This is a genomic window from Streptomyces sp. V1I1 (genome assembly GCF_030817355.1).
Taxonomy (GTDB): domain Bacteria; phylum Actinomycetota; class Actinomycetes; order Streptomycetales; family Streptomycetaceae; genus Streptomyces.
On the sequence record NZ_JAUSZH010000001.1, the window covers coordinates 6,902,408 to 6,917,475 of the forward strand.

The 15,068-nt window shown below is 70.9% G+C and carries 14 protein-coding genes; 11 read left to right on the forward strand and 3 right to left on the reverse strand.

Annotated elements, in window-relative coordinates; genetic code table 11:
• Positions 1-46: 46 nt before the first annotated feature.
• A complete protein-coding gene (locus tag QFZ67_RS32325; protein ID WP_307664577.1) occupies positions 47-736 on the reverse strand; it encodes a 1-acyl-sn-glycerol-3-phosphate acyltransferase in 690 nt (229 codons plus the stop codon).
• A 231-nt stretch (positions 737-967) separates the two neighbouring features.
• Here QFZ67_RS32325 and QFZ67_RS32330 point away from each other — a divergent pair, with 231 nt between their 5' ends.
• The 3 genes from QFZ67_RS32330 (at position 968) to QFZ67_RS32340 (ending at position 3,287) form a co-directional block, all read left to right on the forward strand.
• Complete coding sequence (locus tag QFZ67_RS32330; protein WP_307664578.1) at positions 968-2,125, forward strand: glycerophosphodiester phosphodiesterase; 1,158 nt, start codon at positions 968-970, stop codon at positions 2,123-2,125.
• A gap of 91 nt (positions 2,126-2,216) precedes the next feature.
• On the forward strand, positions 2,217-2,747 hold the full coding sequence (locus QFZ67_RS32335; protein ID WP_307664579.1) for a sigma-70 family RNA polymerase sigma factor: 531 nt from the start codon (positions 2,217-2,219) through the stop codon (positions 2,745-2,747).
• Positions 2,748-2,783: 36 nt separating this feature from the next.
• Positions 2,784-3,287 (forward strand): GNAT family N-acetyltransferase, encoded by a 504-nt coding sequence (locus QFZ67_RS32340; RefSeq protein WP_307664580.1) that lies wholly within the window; start codon positions 2,784-2,786, stop codon positions 3,285-3,287.
• Here QFZ67_RS32340 and QFZ67_RS32345 read toward each other — a convergent pair.
• On the reverse strand, positions 3,284-3,721 hold the full coding sequence (locus QFZ67_RS32345) for a hypothetical protein (protein ID WP_307664581.1): 438 nt from the start codon (positions 3,719-3,721) through the stop codon (positions 3,284-3,286). The two genes, QFZ67_RS32340 and QFZ67_RS32345, sit on opposite strands and share 4 nt — an antisense overlap.
• A gap of 2 nt (positions 3,722-3,723) precedes the next feature.
• Entirely contained in the window at positions 3,724-4,083 is a 360-nt protein-coding gene (locus QFZ67_RS32350) for a hypothetical protein (protein WP_307664582.1), read from the reverse strand.
• A 70-nt stretch (positions 4,084-4,153) separates the two neighbouring features.
• Between QFZ67_RS32350 and QFZ67_RS32355 the strand changes: the two genes are divergently transcribed.
• The 8 genes from QFZ67_RS32355 (at position 4,154) to cobA (ending at position 15,053) form a co-directional block, all read left to right on the forward strand.
• Complete coding sequence (locus QFZ67_RS32355) at positions 4,154-4,801, forward strand: HAD-IA family hydrolase (protein WP_307664583.1); 648 nt, start codon at positions 4,154-4,156, stop codon at positions 4,799-4,801.
• A gap of 413 nt (positions 4,802-5,214) precedes the next feature.
• Positions 5,215-6,297 (forward strand): methionine ABC transporter ATP-binding protein, encoded by a 1,083-nt coding sequence (locus QFZ67_RS32360; RefSeq protein ID WP_307664584.1) that lies wholly within the window; start codon positions 5,215-5,217, stop codon positions 6,295-6,297.
• Positions 6,294-6,965 carry a methionine ABC transporter permease gene (locus tag QFZ67_RS32365; protein ID WP_307664585.1) on the forward strand — a complete coding sequence of 224 codons (672 nt, stop codon included), beginning with the start codon at positions 6,294-6,296 and terminating at the stop codon, positions 6,963-6,965. Before QFZ67_RS32360 ends, QFZ67_RS32365 begins: the two co-directional genes overlap by 4 nt.
• Before the next feature lie 68 nt (positions 6,966-7,033).
• Positions 7,034-7,894, forward strand: a complete 861-nt coding sequence (locus QFZ67_RS32370) for a MetQ/NlpA family ABC transporter substrate-binding protein (RefSeq protein WP_307664586.1) — start codon at positions 7,034-7,036, stop codon at positions 7,892-7,894.
• A gap of 147 nt (positions 7,895-8,041) precedes the next feature.
• Complete coding sequence (locus QFZ67_RS32375; protein WP_307664587.1) at positions 8,042-8,689, forward strand: GNAT family N-acetyltransferase; 648 nt, start codon at positions 8,042-8,044, stop codon at positions 8,687-8,689.
• Positions 8,690-8,792: 103 nt separating this feature from the next.
• Positions 8,793-10,037: a precorrin-6y C5,15-methyltransferase (decarboxylating) subunit CbiE gene (gene cbiE, locus QFZ67_RS32380; protein WP_307666056.1), complete on the forward strand. Its 1,245-nt coding sequence runs from the start codon at positions 8,793-8,795 to the stop codon at positions 10,035-10,037.
• A 333-nt stretch (positions 10,038-10,370) separates the two neighbouring features.
• The gene (gene cobT, locus QFZ67_RS32385; protein ID WP_307664588.1) at positions 10,371-13,664 is read left to right on the forward strand and encodes a nicotinate-nucleotide--dimethylbenzimidazole phosphoribosyltransferase; all 3,294 of its coding nucleotides are present in this window, start codon (positions 10,371-10,373) and stop codon (positions 13,662-13,664) included.
• A gap of 150 nt (positions 13,665-13,814) precedes the next feature.
• Positions 13,815-15,053 (forward strand): uroporphyrinogen-III C-methyltransferase, encoded by a 1,239-nt coding sequence (cobA, locus tag QFZ67_RS32390; RefSeq protein ID WP_307664589.1) that lies wholly within the window; start codon positions 13,815-13,817, stop codon positions 15,051-15,053.
• Positions 15,054-15,068: the final 15 nt, after the last annotated feature.

Below are 15,068 nucleotides of genomic sequence, written 5' to 3' on the forward strand. Positions count from 1 at the left end.
CCCCGACCGGGGCCCGCCCTTCACGCCGACAACACCCCCGCGGCGGTCAGGCCGCCTTCGCCTTGGTCGCGTACATGTCCACGTACTCCTGCCCCGACAGCTCCATGACCTCCGCCATCACCGAGTCCGTGACCGCCCGCAGCACATAGCGGTCGCGGTCCATCCCCTCGTAGCGCGAGAACTCCATCGGCTCGCCGAAGCGGACCGTCACCCGGCCCGGCCGCGGCAGTCCCGCTCCGCCCGGCTGGAGCTTGTCCGTGCCGATCACCGCGAACGGGACCACCGGCGCGCCGGTCATCAGCGTCAGCCGGGCGATGCCCGTACGGCCTCGGTAGAGCCGGCCGTCGGGGGAGCGGGTGCCCTCCGGGTAGATGCCGAAGATCTTGCCCTCCTCCAGCACCCGGCGGCCCGTCATCAGCGCGGCCACACCGCCGTTGGCGCCGTCGCGGTCCACCGGGATCATGCCGCAGCCGGTGAAGAACCAGGCCATCAGCCGGCCCTTGAAGCCCTTGCCCGTGACGTACTCGTCCTTGCCGATGAAGTAGACCGGACGGGCGCACACGAGCGGCATGATCATTGAGTCGATGAACGTCAGGTGGTTTCCGGCGAGGATGACTGGACCGGTCCCGGGAATGTTCTCGGCACCTTCCACGCGGGGGCGGAACATCAGGCGCAGGATCGGGCCGAGCACTGCCTTGATGAGCGACAAGCGGGACAACGGGTCCTCCGGTGTCATGGACGGTGTCGTGGGGGCGGACGGTGGCGGCAGGCTAAGTCTCTGCAGGTGAGGACGATACTCGTGGGTCAACCTGATCGCACATCGGGTTCACGGAGCGGATACGCAGTGTTGACGTGTGTTTTCGCTGAGTTCGCCCAGGGTCTGCCGTAGGTAAGGCGTTGCCGCCTAGCATCAGGCGTCGCTCGACAGGTGCGGGACATCACACGCGGGACAGACGGAGGAAAGTCGATGACACAGGGTGCTGACACAAGTCCGGGGCGCCGGACGGTACTAGGAGCGGCGGTGCTCGGCACGGCCGCTCTCGGCGTCGGCGGCGCCACCGCGGCGCGCGCAGAGGCCGGCGAGCGCCAGGGCGGCCATGGATCCTCGTACCGGGATCTGCCCCGTCCGACCGTCATCGCCCACCGCGGCGCCAGCGGCTACCGGCCCGAGCACACCATCGGCTCCTACCAGCTGGCCCTCGACATGGGCGCGCACGTCATCGAGCAGGACCTGGTGCCCACCAAGGACGGCCATCTCGTATGCCGTCACGAGAACGACATCACGGGTACCACGGATGTCGCCGCGCACCCGGAGTTCGCCTCCCGCAAGACCACCAAGTCCGTCGACGGCGTCAGCCTCACGGGCTGGTTCACCGAGGACTTCACGCTCGCCGAGCTGAAGACGCTGCGCGCCAAGGAGCGGATACCCGGCACCCGTCAGGAGAACACCCTTTACGACGGCCGCTGGGCCGTGCCCACCTTCGAGGAGGTGCTGCGCTGGGCGGAGAAGGAAGGCCGCCGGCGCGGCCGTCCCGTCTGGCTCCATGTCGAGACCAAGCACCCCACGTACTTCCGCAAGCTGGGGCTCGGTCTTGAGGAGCGGCTGGCCAAGCTGCTGCGCCGGTACGGACGCGACCGCCACGACTCCCCGGTCTTCCTCCAGTCGTTCGAGCCGAGCAGCATGGAGCGGATGGCCAAGCTCGTCTCCTCGCCGCGTGTCGTCCTGCTCTGGACCGCGGACGACCGCCCATGGGACTTCCGCGAGGCCGGTGACCCGCGCACGGTCGCCGATCTGGTCAAGCCCGAGGGCCTGAAGTGGATCGCGGGCTTCGCCCAGGGCATCGGGCCTGTCCTCGACCTGATCATCCCCAAGGACGCGAGCGGCAAGCTCGGCACGCCGACGACGCTGGTACGGGACGCGCACGCCAAGGGCCTGATCCTGCACCCGTACACGATGCGCAACGAGAACAGCTTCCTGCCCGCCGACTTCCGGCGCGGCACCGACCCGAACGCGTACGGCGACGCTTTCGGCGCGTTCAAGGTCTATTTCGAGACCGGCATCGACGGCATCTTCACCGACAACGCCGACACCGGGCTGCTCGCCGCAGCCGACTTCCGCGGCTGACGGCTGACGGCTGACGGAGCCCATCCGTCCGTACGGGTGAGTGTGCTGTCGCGCGGCAACCGCCGCCGCGCGACAGCACGTCCCGCAGGGCATGACCCTTCGCCACGAAACCGCCGTCCATGTGGTCAGCGCGCTGCGCTCGCTGGTGAGCGCCGAGGCGAGGGCGGAGGCGCCGGCCGCCGCGATGGAGGCCCGTGACCTCGAACAGGCCGTCTGGGTACGGCTCCTCGAGCGGCTCGGCGGGGACGGTCTGCCGCCGGACGCCGCCCGCTGGGTCAAGTCGGCCGTACGCGCGGAAGCCCGCCGCGCCCGTCGCACAGCCGCCCGGGAACTCCCCTACGGCCATGACCCTTCGGACCCGGCAGGCAGCCCCGAACGGGCCGCCCTGAGGTCCGAGCGGCGCCGCGTCATTCGGGCAGCGGTCGCCCGCACCCCGGGGAACTGCCCCCGGCTGCTGACCGCGATGCTGTCCCCCGACGACCCCACCTACCGCGAAATCGCAGGAGAGTTGGGAATCTCACAAGGGAGTCTGGGGCCGATGCGTTCCCGTTGCCTGGGATGCCTGCGCAGAATGCTGACGGCAGAGGTTGCGGCTCCTGAACTCGGGGGAAAGGAGCGGTAGACAACCGGCGGACAGGTGAGCGGGAGGCATGCGCACATGGGCATGAGCGTGACCATCTCAGCGGCAAGAGCACAGGACGCGGAGCACATCTTCAAGCTGCAGTATCTGTGCTACCAGACCGAGGCCGAGCTCTACGGCGACTACGGAATCGAGCCCCTCACCCAGTCACTCGAGGATCTGCGGGCCGAAATAGCCCAGGGCCACGCCCTGGTGGCCAGGCTCGGCGACGAGGTGGTCGCCTCCGTGCGCGGCAGGGTCGACGAGGGCGGCACGGCCCGGATCGCCAAGCTGATCGTGCATCCGCGGATGCAGCGCCATGGCCTGGGCGGACGGTTGCTCGACGCGATCGAGGAGCGCTTCGCGGGGGAGCCGGGCGCCAAGCGGTTCCAGCTCTTCACCGGCCACCGCAGCGAGAGCAATCTGCGGCTGTACCGCAGCCGCGGCTATGTGCCGGTGGCCAGCGAGCAGGTCGGCCCGAAGCTCACACTGGTCACGCTGGAGAAGGAGGCGTCGGCGCGGGCATACGTCGCCAGCGCCTAGGTTCCTTGGCCCTGCCGGGACCTGCGCAGCCAGAGCATTCCGGTGACCGGCAGCAGCACCGGGATGAAGATGTAGCCCATCCCGTACTCCGACCAGACCGTCGAGTCGGGGAAGGCGGACGGCTCGACAACCGTCCAGGTCCCGATGATCAGTACGCCCGCGAGCTCGGCGGCGCAGCACACCAGCGCCGCCCTGCGGGCCGTCTCCCCGCCGCGTACGAGGGTGTACGTGATGAACGCGTACACCACGGCCGCCACAGCGGAGAGTGTGTGGGCCAGCGGCGCCGAGCCGTAGTCGGTGAGGATCTGGTAGACCGAGCGGGAGACGGCGCCGACGGACATCACTCCGTACAGCCAGACCAGCAGGAGTCCGGGTCCCTGCACCAGCTCGGTCCGGTGCTTGTGGTCCTGCTCCTCGGTGGCGGACTCGGCCATCGTCAGCCTCCCCAGATGTCGTAGAGCCGCACTTCGAGCACGGCGAGAACCACGGCGCCCGCTGCGACCGTTGCGGACCCCCAGCGGGTCCGCTCGGCCAGCGACAGAAAGCCGGCCGCCGGGACCGCCGCGAACGAGCCGATCAGATACGCGATGAAGATCGCGGTGCCCTCGTGTGCCTTCTCACCGCGCGCCAGTTGCACGATCCCGACCACCAGCTGCGCAAGCGCCAGCACCGACACCACGGCCATGCCGATGAAGTGCCAGTCCTTGGTGGGCTGGTCGCGGTAGGCGGCAAAGCCGCACCAGGCGGCGAGGGCGAGCGCGGTCACGGCGACCGCGACCGTCAGGGCGTCAAGCATGGCCCCGAGCGTATTACGGGCCAAAAGGCCTGATGCGCGCGGCCCCGTGCGGCCCGTAGGGTCGACGACCATGAAGATCCACGCCGACGCGCTGCTGTTCGACAACGACGGAACCCTCATCTCCTCGCTGGAGTCCGTCCACCGCTGCTGGACCAGGTGGGCGCAGGAGTACGGAATCGCGGCGGAGGACTTCGCCCGTGTCGAGCTGCACGGCCGCCCCGCCGCCGAGATAGCCGCCGATCTGCTGCCCGCGGACGTGGTGCCCGAGGCGGTGGCCCGTATCGAACAGCTCGAGGTCGAGGACGTGCCCGGGGGAGTCGTCCTGCTGCCGGGCACCGCCGAACTGCTGGCGCAGCTGCCCGCCGACCGCTGGGCCGTGGTCACCTCCGCGACCCGGCGGCTGGCCGAGGCCCGGCTCGAAGAGGTCGGCATCCGGCCCAAGAATCTGATCGCCGCCGACGACATCACGCGCGGCAAGCCCGACCCTGAGCCCTTCCTGCTCGGGGCGCGGACGCTCGGCGTGGACCCGGCGCGCTGTGTGGTCTTCGAGGACGCCCCGGCGGGGCTGGCCGCAGGACGCGCCGCGGGCATGCGAACCGTGGCCTTGGCCACAACTCACGAGCCCTCCGAGCTGCTCGCCGATGTGGTCGTACATGACCTCTCGGCCGTGTCCGTGCAGGCCACGGGCGCGGGGGTGGAGATCGTCACGGTCGGCTGAGCCTGTCCACATGTCGTGTCAGAGACGTCCGCTATTCGGACAGTCCTGCTTGCTCCCTACACCTGTCTGCTTTACTTGCCGACATGACCAGGACGAGCAGCCGCACCCTTGCGACCGAGGCGATCACGACGCCCGGTGCTCGTTGTATGTGTCGAATGTGCGCCTTCTGAGGGCCCCTGCCTGTGGGGGCACCCCCGGCCGAAGGTTGGGGGACTCGCGCCCCGAAGCGAGACCCGACAGCCGAGCCGAATCCGATGCACCGCCAAGACCGCATTGGAACAAGGCTGCCCCGCGCACGCGCTGCCCACCGGCCACCAGCCGAATCAGCCGTGCCGCGCCTGACTGTCCGAACCTGAAATGCCCCGTGCCCGGCGGACACCGCGCCGTGCACTCGACAGTGACGGAAACCCCCTGTGATCACCACTACGGGCCTTACCAAGGTCTATGAGCCGCGAGGCCGCCAGGTCACCGCTCTGGACGGCGTCGACCTGCACGTCCGTGAGGGCGAGGTCTTCGGAGTCATCGGCCAGAGCGGCGCCGGAAAGTCCTCGCTCATCCGCTGCGTCAATCTGCTGGAGCGCCCCACCTCCGGCACCGTGACCGTGGCCGGCCAGGACCTCACCGCGCTGGCCGGCCGTGGCCCGGGCGCCACCAAGGAACTGCGCGAGGCGCGCAGCCGCATCGGCATGGTCTTCCAGCACTTCAACCTGCTGTCCTCGCGCACCGTCAAGGACAACGTCGAACTGCCCCTGGAGATCCTCGGGATCCCGGGCGCCGAGCGCTCGCGCAGGGCCCTGGAACTCCTCGACCTGGTGGGCCTCGCCGACAAGGCCAAGGCGTACCCCGGGCAGCTCTCCGGCGGCCAGAAGCAGCGCGTCGGCATCGCCCGGGCGCTCGCCGGCGACCCCAAGGTGCTGCTCTCCGACGAGGCGACCAGTGCCCTGGACCCCGAGACCACCCGCTCGATCCTCCAGCTGCTCCGCGACCTCAACCAGCAGCTCGGACTGACCGTTCTGCTGATCACGCACGAGATGGACGTCGTCAAGACGATCTGCGACTCGGCAGCCCTGATGAAGAAAGGGAAGATCATCGAATCCGGCACGGTGAGCGAGCTGCTCGCGACCCCCGGCTCCGAACTGGCACGGGAGCTGTTCCCGGTGGACGGCGAGGCCTCAGGACCCGAGAGCACGGTCATCGACGTCACCTTCCACGGCGAGGCCGCCACCCAGCCGGTGATCTCCCAGCTCTCGCGTACGTACAACATCGACATCTCGATCCTGGGCGCCGCGATGGACACCGTCGCCGGCAAGCAGTTCGGCCGGATGCGCATTGAACTCCCGGGCCGGTACGAGGACAACGTCGTCCCGGTCGGCTTCCTGCGAGAGCAGGGCCTCCAGGTCGACGTCGTGGACCCCGATGAGCCTGCCGCCCCCGCCGAACCGGTCGCCCTCCCCGCGCAGGGCGGCCCCGCACTGGTCAAGGGAGGTGCCAAGTGACCTGGTCGGAGATGCAGCCACTGCTGAGCCAGGGCACCGTCGACACCCTCTACATGGTGTTGTGGTCCACCCTCGTCACCGTCGCCGGCGGACTCCCGCTCGGTGTGCTGCTCGTCCTCACCGACAAGGGCGGACTGCTGCAGAACACCCCGGTGAACAAGGTCGTCGGCGTGATCGTGAACATCGGACGCTCGCTGCCGTTCATCATCCTGCTGATCGCGCTGATCCCCTTCACCACGCTGGTCGTCGGCACCTTCATCGGTCCCACCGCGATGATCGTGCCGCTGGCCGTGGGCGCCATTCCCTTCTTCGCGCGACTCGTCGAGACGGCGATCCGCGAGGTCGACCACGGACTGGTAGAGGCCGTCCAGTCGATGGGCGGCTCCATCCCGACGATCGTCCGCAAGGTGCTGCTGCCGCAGGCCCTGCCCTCGCTCGTCTCCGCCGTCACCACCACCGTGATCGTGCTCGTCGGCTACTCGGCGATGGCCGGCGCGGTCGGCGGCGAGGGGCTCGGATCCAAGGCCGTCACCTACGGATTCCAGCGCTTCGAGACCCAGTTCATGCTCATCACGGTCGTCATCCTGATCGCCCTCGTCACCGCCGTGCAGCTCATCGGTGACGGCGCCGTACGACTCCTGGCGCGCCGGGGCCGTACCGCTTCCTGACCTCATCCCGCACAGCCCGCACTCCTTGTCCGGGCGCCGTTCCGCTCCACCAGAAAGAGGCACTCTTCGTGCGTAAGAACATCAAGCTCCCCGCTGTCGTCGCCGCAGCCGCCGCTCTCTCCCTCGGCCTCACCGCCTGCGGCACCGCGTCCGACCCGGCTGCCAAGTCCGACTCCGGCGCCAAGGCCGACGAGTCCAAGGCGCTGGTCGTCGCCGCGTCCCCGACGCCGCACGCCGACATCCTCAACTACATCAAGGACAACCTGGCGAAGAAGGCCGGACTGAACCTCGAGGTCAAGGAGTTCACGGACTACGTCCTGCCGAACACCGCCACCGAGAGCGGCCAGGTCGACGCCAACTTCTTCCAGCACAAGCCGTACCTCGACGACTTCAACAAGAAGAACAAGACCCACATCGTCCCGGTCGTCAACGTCCACCTGGAGCCCCTGGGCCTCTACTCCAAGAAGTCCAAGGACATCAAGGAGATCAAGGCCGGCCAGACCATCGCCGTCCCGAACGACACCACCAACGAGGGCCGCGCGCTCAAGCTGCTCGCCGACAACGGCCTGATCACCCTCAAGGCCGGCGCCGGTACCGACGCCAAGCTCTCCGACATCAAGGACAGCAAGGGCCTGAAGTTCAAGGAGTTGGAGGCCGCCACGCTGCCCCGCGCCCTGAACGACGTCGACGCCGCAGTCATCAACGGCAACTACGCCATCGAGGCCGACCTCAAGCCCGCCCAGGACTCCCTGGCGCTGGAGAAGGCCGACGGCAACCCGTACGCCAACTTCCTCGCCGTCAAGGAGGGCAACGAGAAGGACGCCCGCGTGGAGAAGCTCGCGAAGCTCCTCAACTCCCCCGAGGTGAAGAAGTTCATCGACGACAAGTACGCCGGCTCCATCGTCGCGGCCTTCGGCGCCGTCAAGTAGCGCTCGCCGCAAGGCCCTTGGACGAGGCCCCGCGCACCGCGTTCCGGTGCGCGGGGCCTCGTCGCGGGCCCACCCGGCCATGCACATCCCCCACCCGATGCTGCATGCTGTGCCTTTACGGCTACGACCCTTACGACGGTCTTCGGCATGGAGCTGCGCATGACTACCACCTTCCCGGACGTGTCCATCAGCACGGAGCGGTTGGTGCTGCGCCCCTTCGAAGAAGCCGACATCCCGGCGCACACCGAGATGATGAACGACGAACAGGTGACCGCCTGGACCTCGGTGCCGCACCCGTACACAGCCGCCGACGCCGCCGAATGGGTCCGCAGGATCGCTCCTGCAGAGCGCGCCGAAGGCCGTGGAATCGTTCTGGCCGTCACTGAGTTCCTCACCCAGCGGCTCGTCGGCACCGTCCATCTGCAGAACACCAACTGGCGCACGCTCGCCACCGAGGTCGCGTACGTCACCGCCCCCTGGGCGCGCGGCGAGGGCTACGCCACCGAATCGGTGCTGGCCGTGGCCCAGTGGCTGTTCCGCGACCAGAGGTTCGAGCGCCTGGAACTGCGCACGGCCGCCGACAACACCGCCTCCCAGCAGGTCGCGCAGAAGATCGGCTGCATCAGCGAGGGCGTGCTGCGCAACGCCTGGATAGCGCGCACGCAGACGGAGGACGGCGGGTGGGCCGACATCCGCACCGATCTGATCGTCTGGAGCCTGCTGCCCGAGGACCTAGAGGGCGTCGCCGACCAGATGGCGGACGCGGGCTACGCCTCCTTCACCGACTGGAACTGACGGCAGCCGGTCAGGACCGGCCACCACCGAGCCAGGTACTCTCACCCTGCCTGCACCCGTGCGGGCTGCCCCGACCTGCAACGACACCAAGGGACTGACGACGATGGCCGACCGGGTCACGGTGATCGGCTGGGACGGATCGCCGCTCACCGCTGCGGCCAGGTCCGCCCTGTCCGCCGCCACCCTGGTGGCAGGAGCGGCCCACCACCTGGCCCTCCCCGAGGTGCCCAAGGGCGCCGAGCGCATCCGGCTCGGCAGCGTCGACCTCGCCGCCCGGCGGATCGCGAGCCACCGCGGCAGCGCCGTCGTCCTCGCCGACGGCGACCCCGGCTTCTTCGGCGTCGTACGCACCCTGCGCGCCCCGGAGCACGGCCTGGAGGTCGAGGTCGTGCCCGCCGTCTCGTCCGTCGCCACCGCCTTCGCCAGGGCGGCCATGCCGTGGGACGACGCCCAGATCGTCGTCGCCCACCGCCGTACGCTGCGCCGCGCCGTCAATGTGTGCCGGGCGCACCCCAAGGTCGCCGTCCTCACCTCCCCGGGCGCCGGCCCCGCCGAGCTCGCCCTGCTTCTTGAAGGCGTGCACCGCACCTTCGTCATCTGTGAGGAACTCGGCACCGACCGTGAGCAGGTCACAGTCATCACCTCCGACAAGGCCGCCGACCACGCCTGGCGCGACCCGAATGTCGTCATCGTCATCGGCGGCGCGGGGACCCCTGCGGTGCCCGGCGGGGGATGGATCGCGGGCCACGAACCCGGCTTCCCGCCGGCGGTGCGCGGCTGGGCGCTGCCCTCCCAGGAGTACGGACAGGCGTACGGACAGTCGTACGGCCAAGGCCTCGGCGAGGGGGAGTCGGTGCAGCTGCGCGCCGCCCAACTGGCCCGTCTCGGCCCCCGCATCGGCGACCTGGTGTGGGACATCGGCTCCGGCAGCGGCGCACTCGCGGCGGAGGCGGCCCGCTTCGGCGCCGCGGTCATCGCAGTCGACGCCGAACCGGCCGCCTGCGCTCGCACCGACGCCACGGCCCGGCACTCGGGAGTCCAGCTCCAAGTCGTCCAGGGCCGGGCGCCGCATGTGCTGGAGCGGCTGCCCGAACCCGATGTCGTACGGATCGGGGGCGGGGGAGTGCCCGTGGTGACCGCCTGCGCCGACCGGCGCCCGCAGCGCATCGTGACCCATGCCTCGACCCGGGACGAGGCCGAGGCGATCGGCGCGGCACTGGCCGCGGGCGGATACGCGGTGGAGTGCGCACTGCTGCAGTCCGTCGAACTGGACACCGCGGACTGGGCGGAGCGGGAGCGTTCCGTCGTCTTTCTGCTCTCCGGCAGGCGCTTGGACCGCGCCCCCTGACCCTGCCGCCGCGCGGCGCGGGGTAGGCTGGCCGATCGTTGTACCGCACCCGGTCGTTCGTCGCTTCGTTCGTCAATGTCCGGAAAAAGGGGGCGCTTTGGCTCCCATATGTGGTACGTCGGAACCGGGGGAAGCGCAACGTGGCGCAGCCCACAGCGGACCGTGGCGGATCTCCCTGCCGCGGCGGCGAACGGCCGCGAGAATGCTTGGGGTCCGTGGGTCATCGTGCCGCTCGGCGCACACGCTCGTTCTTGTTGACGGGCGTCAGGTGTGCCGCGATCGGATGTCCCGGGCGATGGGCGAAGGAGCACAAGCGATGGGCGAGGGGTACGCATGACTGACACCGGCCAGATCCCGGGCGAGGGGCTGCCGGAGAACGCAGGCATGGTGGAGCAGCCGGGCATCCCCGCTCCGGGCGCGTACACCTTCCTCGAACCCTCCGAGAACGGTCCGGAAGAAGACGATCTGCTCCTGATGCCGGGGGCGCAGGGGGCGTGGAGCGACCCGCAGTCGGCGCAGCCCGTACAGCCTGTCCAGCAGGGCCCGGTGGGGCTGGGGGCCGGCGGTCAGGCTCCGGTGGCGATGCCGGTGCCGGTGGCTCAGACGCCCGGTCCGGAGTACGTCGCAGCTGAGCACCTCGTTCCTCAGCATCTCGTTTCGGAGCACGCCGTTTCTGAGCACCACGGGTCCGGATCCTTTGTCTCCGAGCCTCATGTCGAGGTGCCCGTGCAGGTGCCCGCGCAGGTACAGGTCCAGGCGCCCGTTGCCCCGGAGTTCGCGGCTCCGGATCTCGCCGCACCCGCCTTCGCGCAGGAGCAGTTCGCTCCGGCGCAAGAGCCCGTCGTCGAGCCGGTCGTGCCCGTCCACGACGCGAACGAGTCCGGCGCGAACGAGTCCGGCGCGCACGAAGCCGGGGGCCGTGACTCCGGCTCCGTGGACCTCAGCGCCGCACGCGTCCCGCCCTCATCGGCCACGCCGACGCCTCCGCCCGCGCGACGCCCGCTGCACATGGGCCCGCCGATGCCCGACAGCACGGGCGGCGTGGTGCGCTCTCTCGCCGACCGCGGTCCGGCGGGGACGCCACCGCACGCCATGCCCGTACACACTCCCGGGCCGCCCACGGCCGGCCTGGAGTACCTCGACATTCCGCGCGACGAGGCGGGCGCGGTGCTGCCGGGGCCGCAGCTGGGCGAGATCCCGCCGCAGGCCGGGGCCCCCTGGGACCCGCAGCCTCCGCAGTCCCACACGCCGCAGCCGGCACCAGCAGAAACGGTCGTCCCAGAGCACACGCCGGTCGCTCCAGTCACACCTGCCGCGCCAGCCACTCCGGAGGTCGCCGAGGCCCATGCCCCGGCACCCGAGCCGCAGCCGGAACCAGAGCCGGAGCCGCAGCCGACGCCGGAGCCTTCGGCTGCCGGGCAGTTCGTACCCGTCGAGGGATCGCTCCCCGCCGCGCCTCACCTGGCGCCGACGCCGGTCGCCGTGATGGTTGAGCCCGCGCCCGAGCCGGAAGCCCAGCCGGAGCCCGAAGCGGTGCCCGAGCCCGAGCCCGTACAGGAACAGGCGGAAGCGGTCGCCGAGCCCGAGCCCGAGGCGGTCGCGCCCGAGCCCGAGCCCGAGGCCTTCGCGCCCGAGCCCGTGCCCGTGCCCGAGGCGGTCGTGCCCGTGTCCCTGCCCGCGCCACGCGACGGCGGTGCGGAACTGCTCGCGGAGCCCACCGCCGAGCCCACCGCCGAGCCCGCTGCTGAGGCCGAGCCTGTCGCGGACCCCGAAATCGTCGAGGTCGTCGAGGTCGTCGCCGAGGTCGTTGAGGTCGCCGAGGAGGTCGTCGTGGCCGAAGAGTCAGTTCCGGCACCCGAACCGGAGCCCGCACCCGAGCCGCGCGCGGTCGACGGCGCGCCCGCACCCGGGTACGACGACGCCGAGCGCGAGGCCGTACTCCGCGTCATGCGCGAGCGCCGGGACATCCGCAACGGCTTCCGCAGCGACCCCATCCCGCACGACGTGCTGCTCCGCGTCCTTGAGGCCGCCCACACCGCGCCCAGCGTCGGCCACTCGCAGCCCTGGGACTTCGTCGTCATCCGCTCCGCCGAGACCCGGCGCACGATGCACGAGCTCGCGCAGCGTCAGCGCGAGGCGTACGCCAAGTCGTTGCCGAAGGGCCGGGCGAAGCAGTTCAAGGAACTGAAAATCGAGGCGATCCTCGACACCCCGGTGAACATCGTGGTCACCGCCGACCCGACGCGGGGCGGCCGCCACACGCTGGGTCGGCACACCCAGCCGCAGATGGCCCCGTACTCCTCCGCACTCGCCGTCGAGAACCTGTGGCTCGCCGCCCGCGCCGAAGGCCTCGGCGTCGGCTGGGTCAGCTTCTTCGACGAGCGCGAGATGGTGCGTGCGCTGGGGCTGCCGGAGCACCTCGAGGCCGTGGCGTATCTCTGCGTGGGTTACGTCGACGAGTTCCCGGAGGAGCCCGAGCTGATGCAGGCGGGCTGGTCCAAGCGCCGTCCGCTGTCGTGGGTCGTCCACGAGGAGACGTACGGCCGGCGCGCGCTGCCCGGCGAGGAGCCGCACGATCTGCTCCAGGAGACCGTCTCCAACATCCGCCCGCTGGACGCGAAGGCGCTCGGCGAGGCGTGGGAGCGGCAGAAGCGGATGACCAAGCCGGCGGGCGCGCTCGGCATGCTGGAGATTATCTCCGCGCAGCTGAGCGGCCTGTCCCGGCTGTGCCCGCCGCCGATCCCCGAGCCCGCCGCGGTCGCGATCTTCGCGGGCGATCACGGGGTGCACGCGCAGGGGGTCACGGCGTGGCCGCAGGAGGTGACGGCCCAGATGGTGGCCAACTTCCTCGGCGGGGGTGCTGTCTGCAACGCGTTCGCCACGCAGGTGGGCGCGGAGGTCTGCGTGATCGACGTGGGCGTGGCCGGGGACCTGCCCGCCACGCCGGGTCTGCTGCCGCGCAAGGTCCGGCCGGGTACGGCGGACTTCACGACCGGCCCCGCGCTGACCCGCGAGGAGGTCCTCTCGGCGGTCGAGGTCGGCATCGAGACTGCGCGGGACCTGGTGGCGGCGGGCAACAAGGCGCTGCTCACCGGCGAGATGGGCATCGCGAACACGACGGTCTCGGCGGCGCTGATCTCCGTCTACACGGGCATCGACCCGGGTGAGATCACCGGTCGCGGCACGGGCATCAACGACGAGATGCACGCGCGCAAGGTCGACGTGGTACGCCGCGCACTGCAGCTGCACGCGCCGGACCCGGCGGACCCGGTCGGCGTCCTGTCCGCGGTCGGCGGCCTGGAGCACGCGGCGCTGGTCGGCTTCATCCTCGGTGGCGCGTCGCTGCGTACGCCGGTGGTGCTGGACGGCGTTTCGGCGGGTGCGGCCGCGCTGGTCGCCCGTGCGATCGCCCCCGAGGCGCTGGCGGCCTGCATCGCGGGCCACCGCAGCGCCGAGCCCGGCCATGTGGCAGCCCTCAACAAGCTGGGCCTGCGCCCGCTGGTCGACCTGGACCTGCGTCTGGGCGAGGGCACGGGTGCGCTGCTGGCGCTGCCGGTGGTGCAGAGCGCGGCGAGAGCGATGCACGAGGTGGCGACGTTCGACTCGGCGGGCGTGACGGAGAAGTAGCGCGGCGGGGGTGGGGGCAGGGGGCACCGTGCCCCCAACGCCCCCGGCCCGTAAGGTGGGCGCCGGGACTTCACACCCCGCCCCACCAGCCGCTTCATCGCCGCAGCGGCTCCGTACACGCACCACCCCGCCCGAGGAGCCCGCACCGTCATGGCCGAGCATGCCGAGCACCCTGCCTATCCCGTCGGACTCCGCCTGACCGGACGCCGCGTCGTCGTTCTCGGCGGCGGCCAGGTCGCCCAGCGCCGGCTCCCCGCGCTCATCGCGGCCGGCGCCGAGATCGTCCTCGTGTCACCGGACGCGACCCCCTCCGTCGAGGCAATGGCCTCGGCCGGCGAGATCCGCTGGGAGCGGCGTCCGTACGCCGAGGGCGACCTCGCCGACGCCTGGTACGCCCTCATCGCCACCCCCGACGCCGAGGCGAACGAGCGCGCCTCCGCCGAGGCCGAGCGCACCCGCACCTGGTGCGTACGCTCCGACGACGCGAGCGCCGCCACCGCCTGGACCCCGGCCACCGGGCGGTCCGAGGGCGTGACCGTCGCGGTGCTGACCGGGCGCGACCCCCGCCGTTCCGCCGCCGTGCGCGACGCCATCGTCGAGGGCCTGCGCGACGGCACGCTCAAGGCCCCCCACCACCGCACCAGGACCCCCGGCGTCGCCCTCGTCGGCGGCGGTCCCGGCGATCCGGACCTGATCACCGTCCGCGGCCGCCGTCTCCTCGCCGAGGCGGACGTCGTCATCGCCGACCGCCTCGGCCCGCGCGACCTCCTCGACGAACTCCCGCCTCACGTCGAGGTGATCGACGCCGCGAAGATCCCGTACGGCCGTTACATGGCCCAGGAGGCCATCAACAACGCCCTGATCGAGCACGCGAGGGCGGGCAAGGCGGTCGTACGCCTCAAGGGCGGCGACCCCTTCGTCTTCGGCCGTGGCATGGAGGAGGCCGAAGCCCTCGCCGAGGCCGGCATTCCGTGCACGGTCGTCCCCGGCATCTCCAGTTCCATCAGCGTCCCCGGCGCTGTCGGCATCCCGGTCACCCACCGCGGTGTCGCGCATGAGTTCACGGTGGTCAGCGGCCATGTCGCCCCCGACGACGAGCGTTCGCTGGTCGACTGGGCATCCCTCGCGCGGCTCCGCGGCACGCTCGTCGTCCTGATGGGAGTCGACAAGATCGGCGCGATCGCGCAGACCCTCGTCGCCCACGGCAAGAGCCCCGAGACCCCGGTGGCCCTGGTCCAGGAGGGCACCACGGCGGCCCAGCGCCGCGTCGACGCGACCCTGGCGACCGTGGCCGAGACAGTGCGGGCCGAGGACGTACGCCCGCCGGCGGTCATTGTGATCGGCGAAGTCGTCACCGTCGGCCCGCAGTCTGCACGGCGCAACGCGTAGCGCGTAACCGCCAGT

Coding starts and splice junctions, on each gene's coding strand:
- cbiE (WP_307666056.1), top strand. CDS start 8,793: ATGGCCGACCGGGTCACGGTGATCGGCTGGGACGGATCGCCGCTCACC.
- QFZ67_RS32335 (WP_307664579.1), top strand. CDS start 2,217: ATGACCCTTCGCCACGAAACCGCCGTCCATGTGGTCAGCGCGCTGCGC.
- QFZ67_RS32375 (WP_307664587.1), top strand. CDS start 8,042: ATGGAGCTGCGCATGACTACCACCTTCCCGGACGTGTCCATCAGCACG.
- QFZ67_RS32345 (WP_307664581.1), bottom strand. CDS start 3,721: ATGGCCGAGTCCGCCACCGAGGAGCAGGACCACAAGCACCGGACCGAG.
- QFZ67_RS32340 (WP_307664580.1), top strand. CDS start 2,784: ATGGGCATGAGCGTGACCATCTCAGCGGCAAGAGCACAGGACGCGGAG.
- QFZ67_RS32355 (WP_307664583.1), top strand. CDS start 4,154: ATGAAGATCCACGCCGACGCGCTGCTGTTCGACAACGACGGAACCCTC.
- QFZ67_RS32325 (WP_307664577.1), bottom strand. CDS start 736: ATGACACCGGAGGACCCGTTGTCCCGCTTGTCGCTCATCAAGGCAGTG.
- cobA (WP_307664589.1), top strand. CDS start 13,815: ATGGCCGAGCATGCCGAGCACCCTGCCTATCCCGTCGGACTCCGCCTG.
- cobT (WP_307664588.1), top strand. CDS start 10,371: ATGACTGACACCGGCCAGATCCCGGGCGAGGGGCTGCCGGAGAACGCA.
- QFZ67_RS32350 (WP_307664582.1), bottom strand. CDS start 4,083: ATGCTTGACGCCCTGACGGTCGCGGTCGCCGTGACCGCGCTCGCCCTC.
- QFZ67_RS32330 (WP_307664578.1), top strand. CDS start 968: ATGACACAGGGTGCTGACACAAGTCCGGGGCGCCGGACGGTACTAGGA.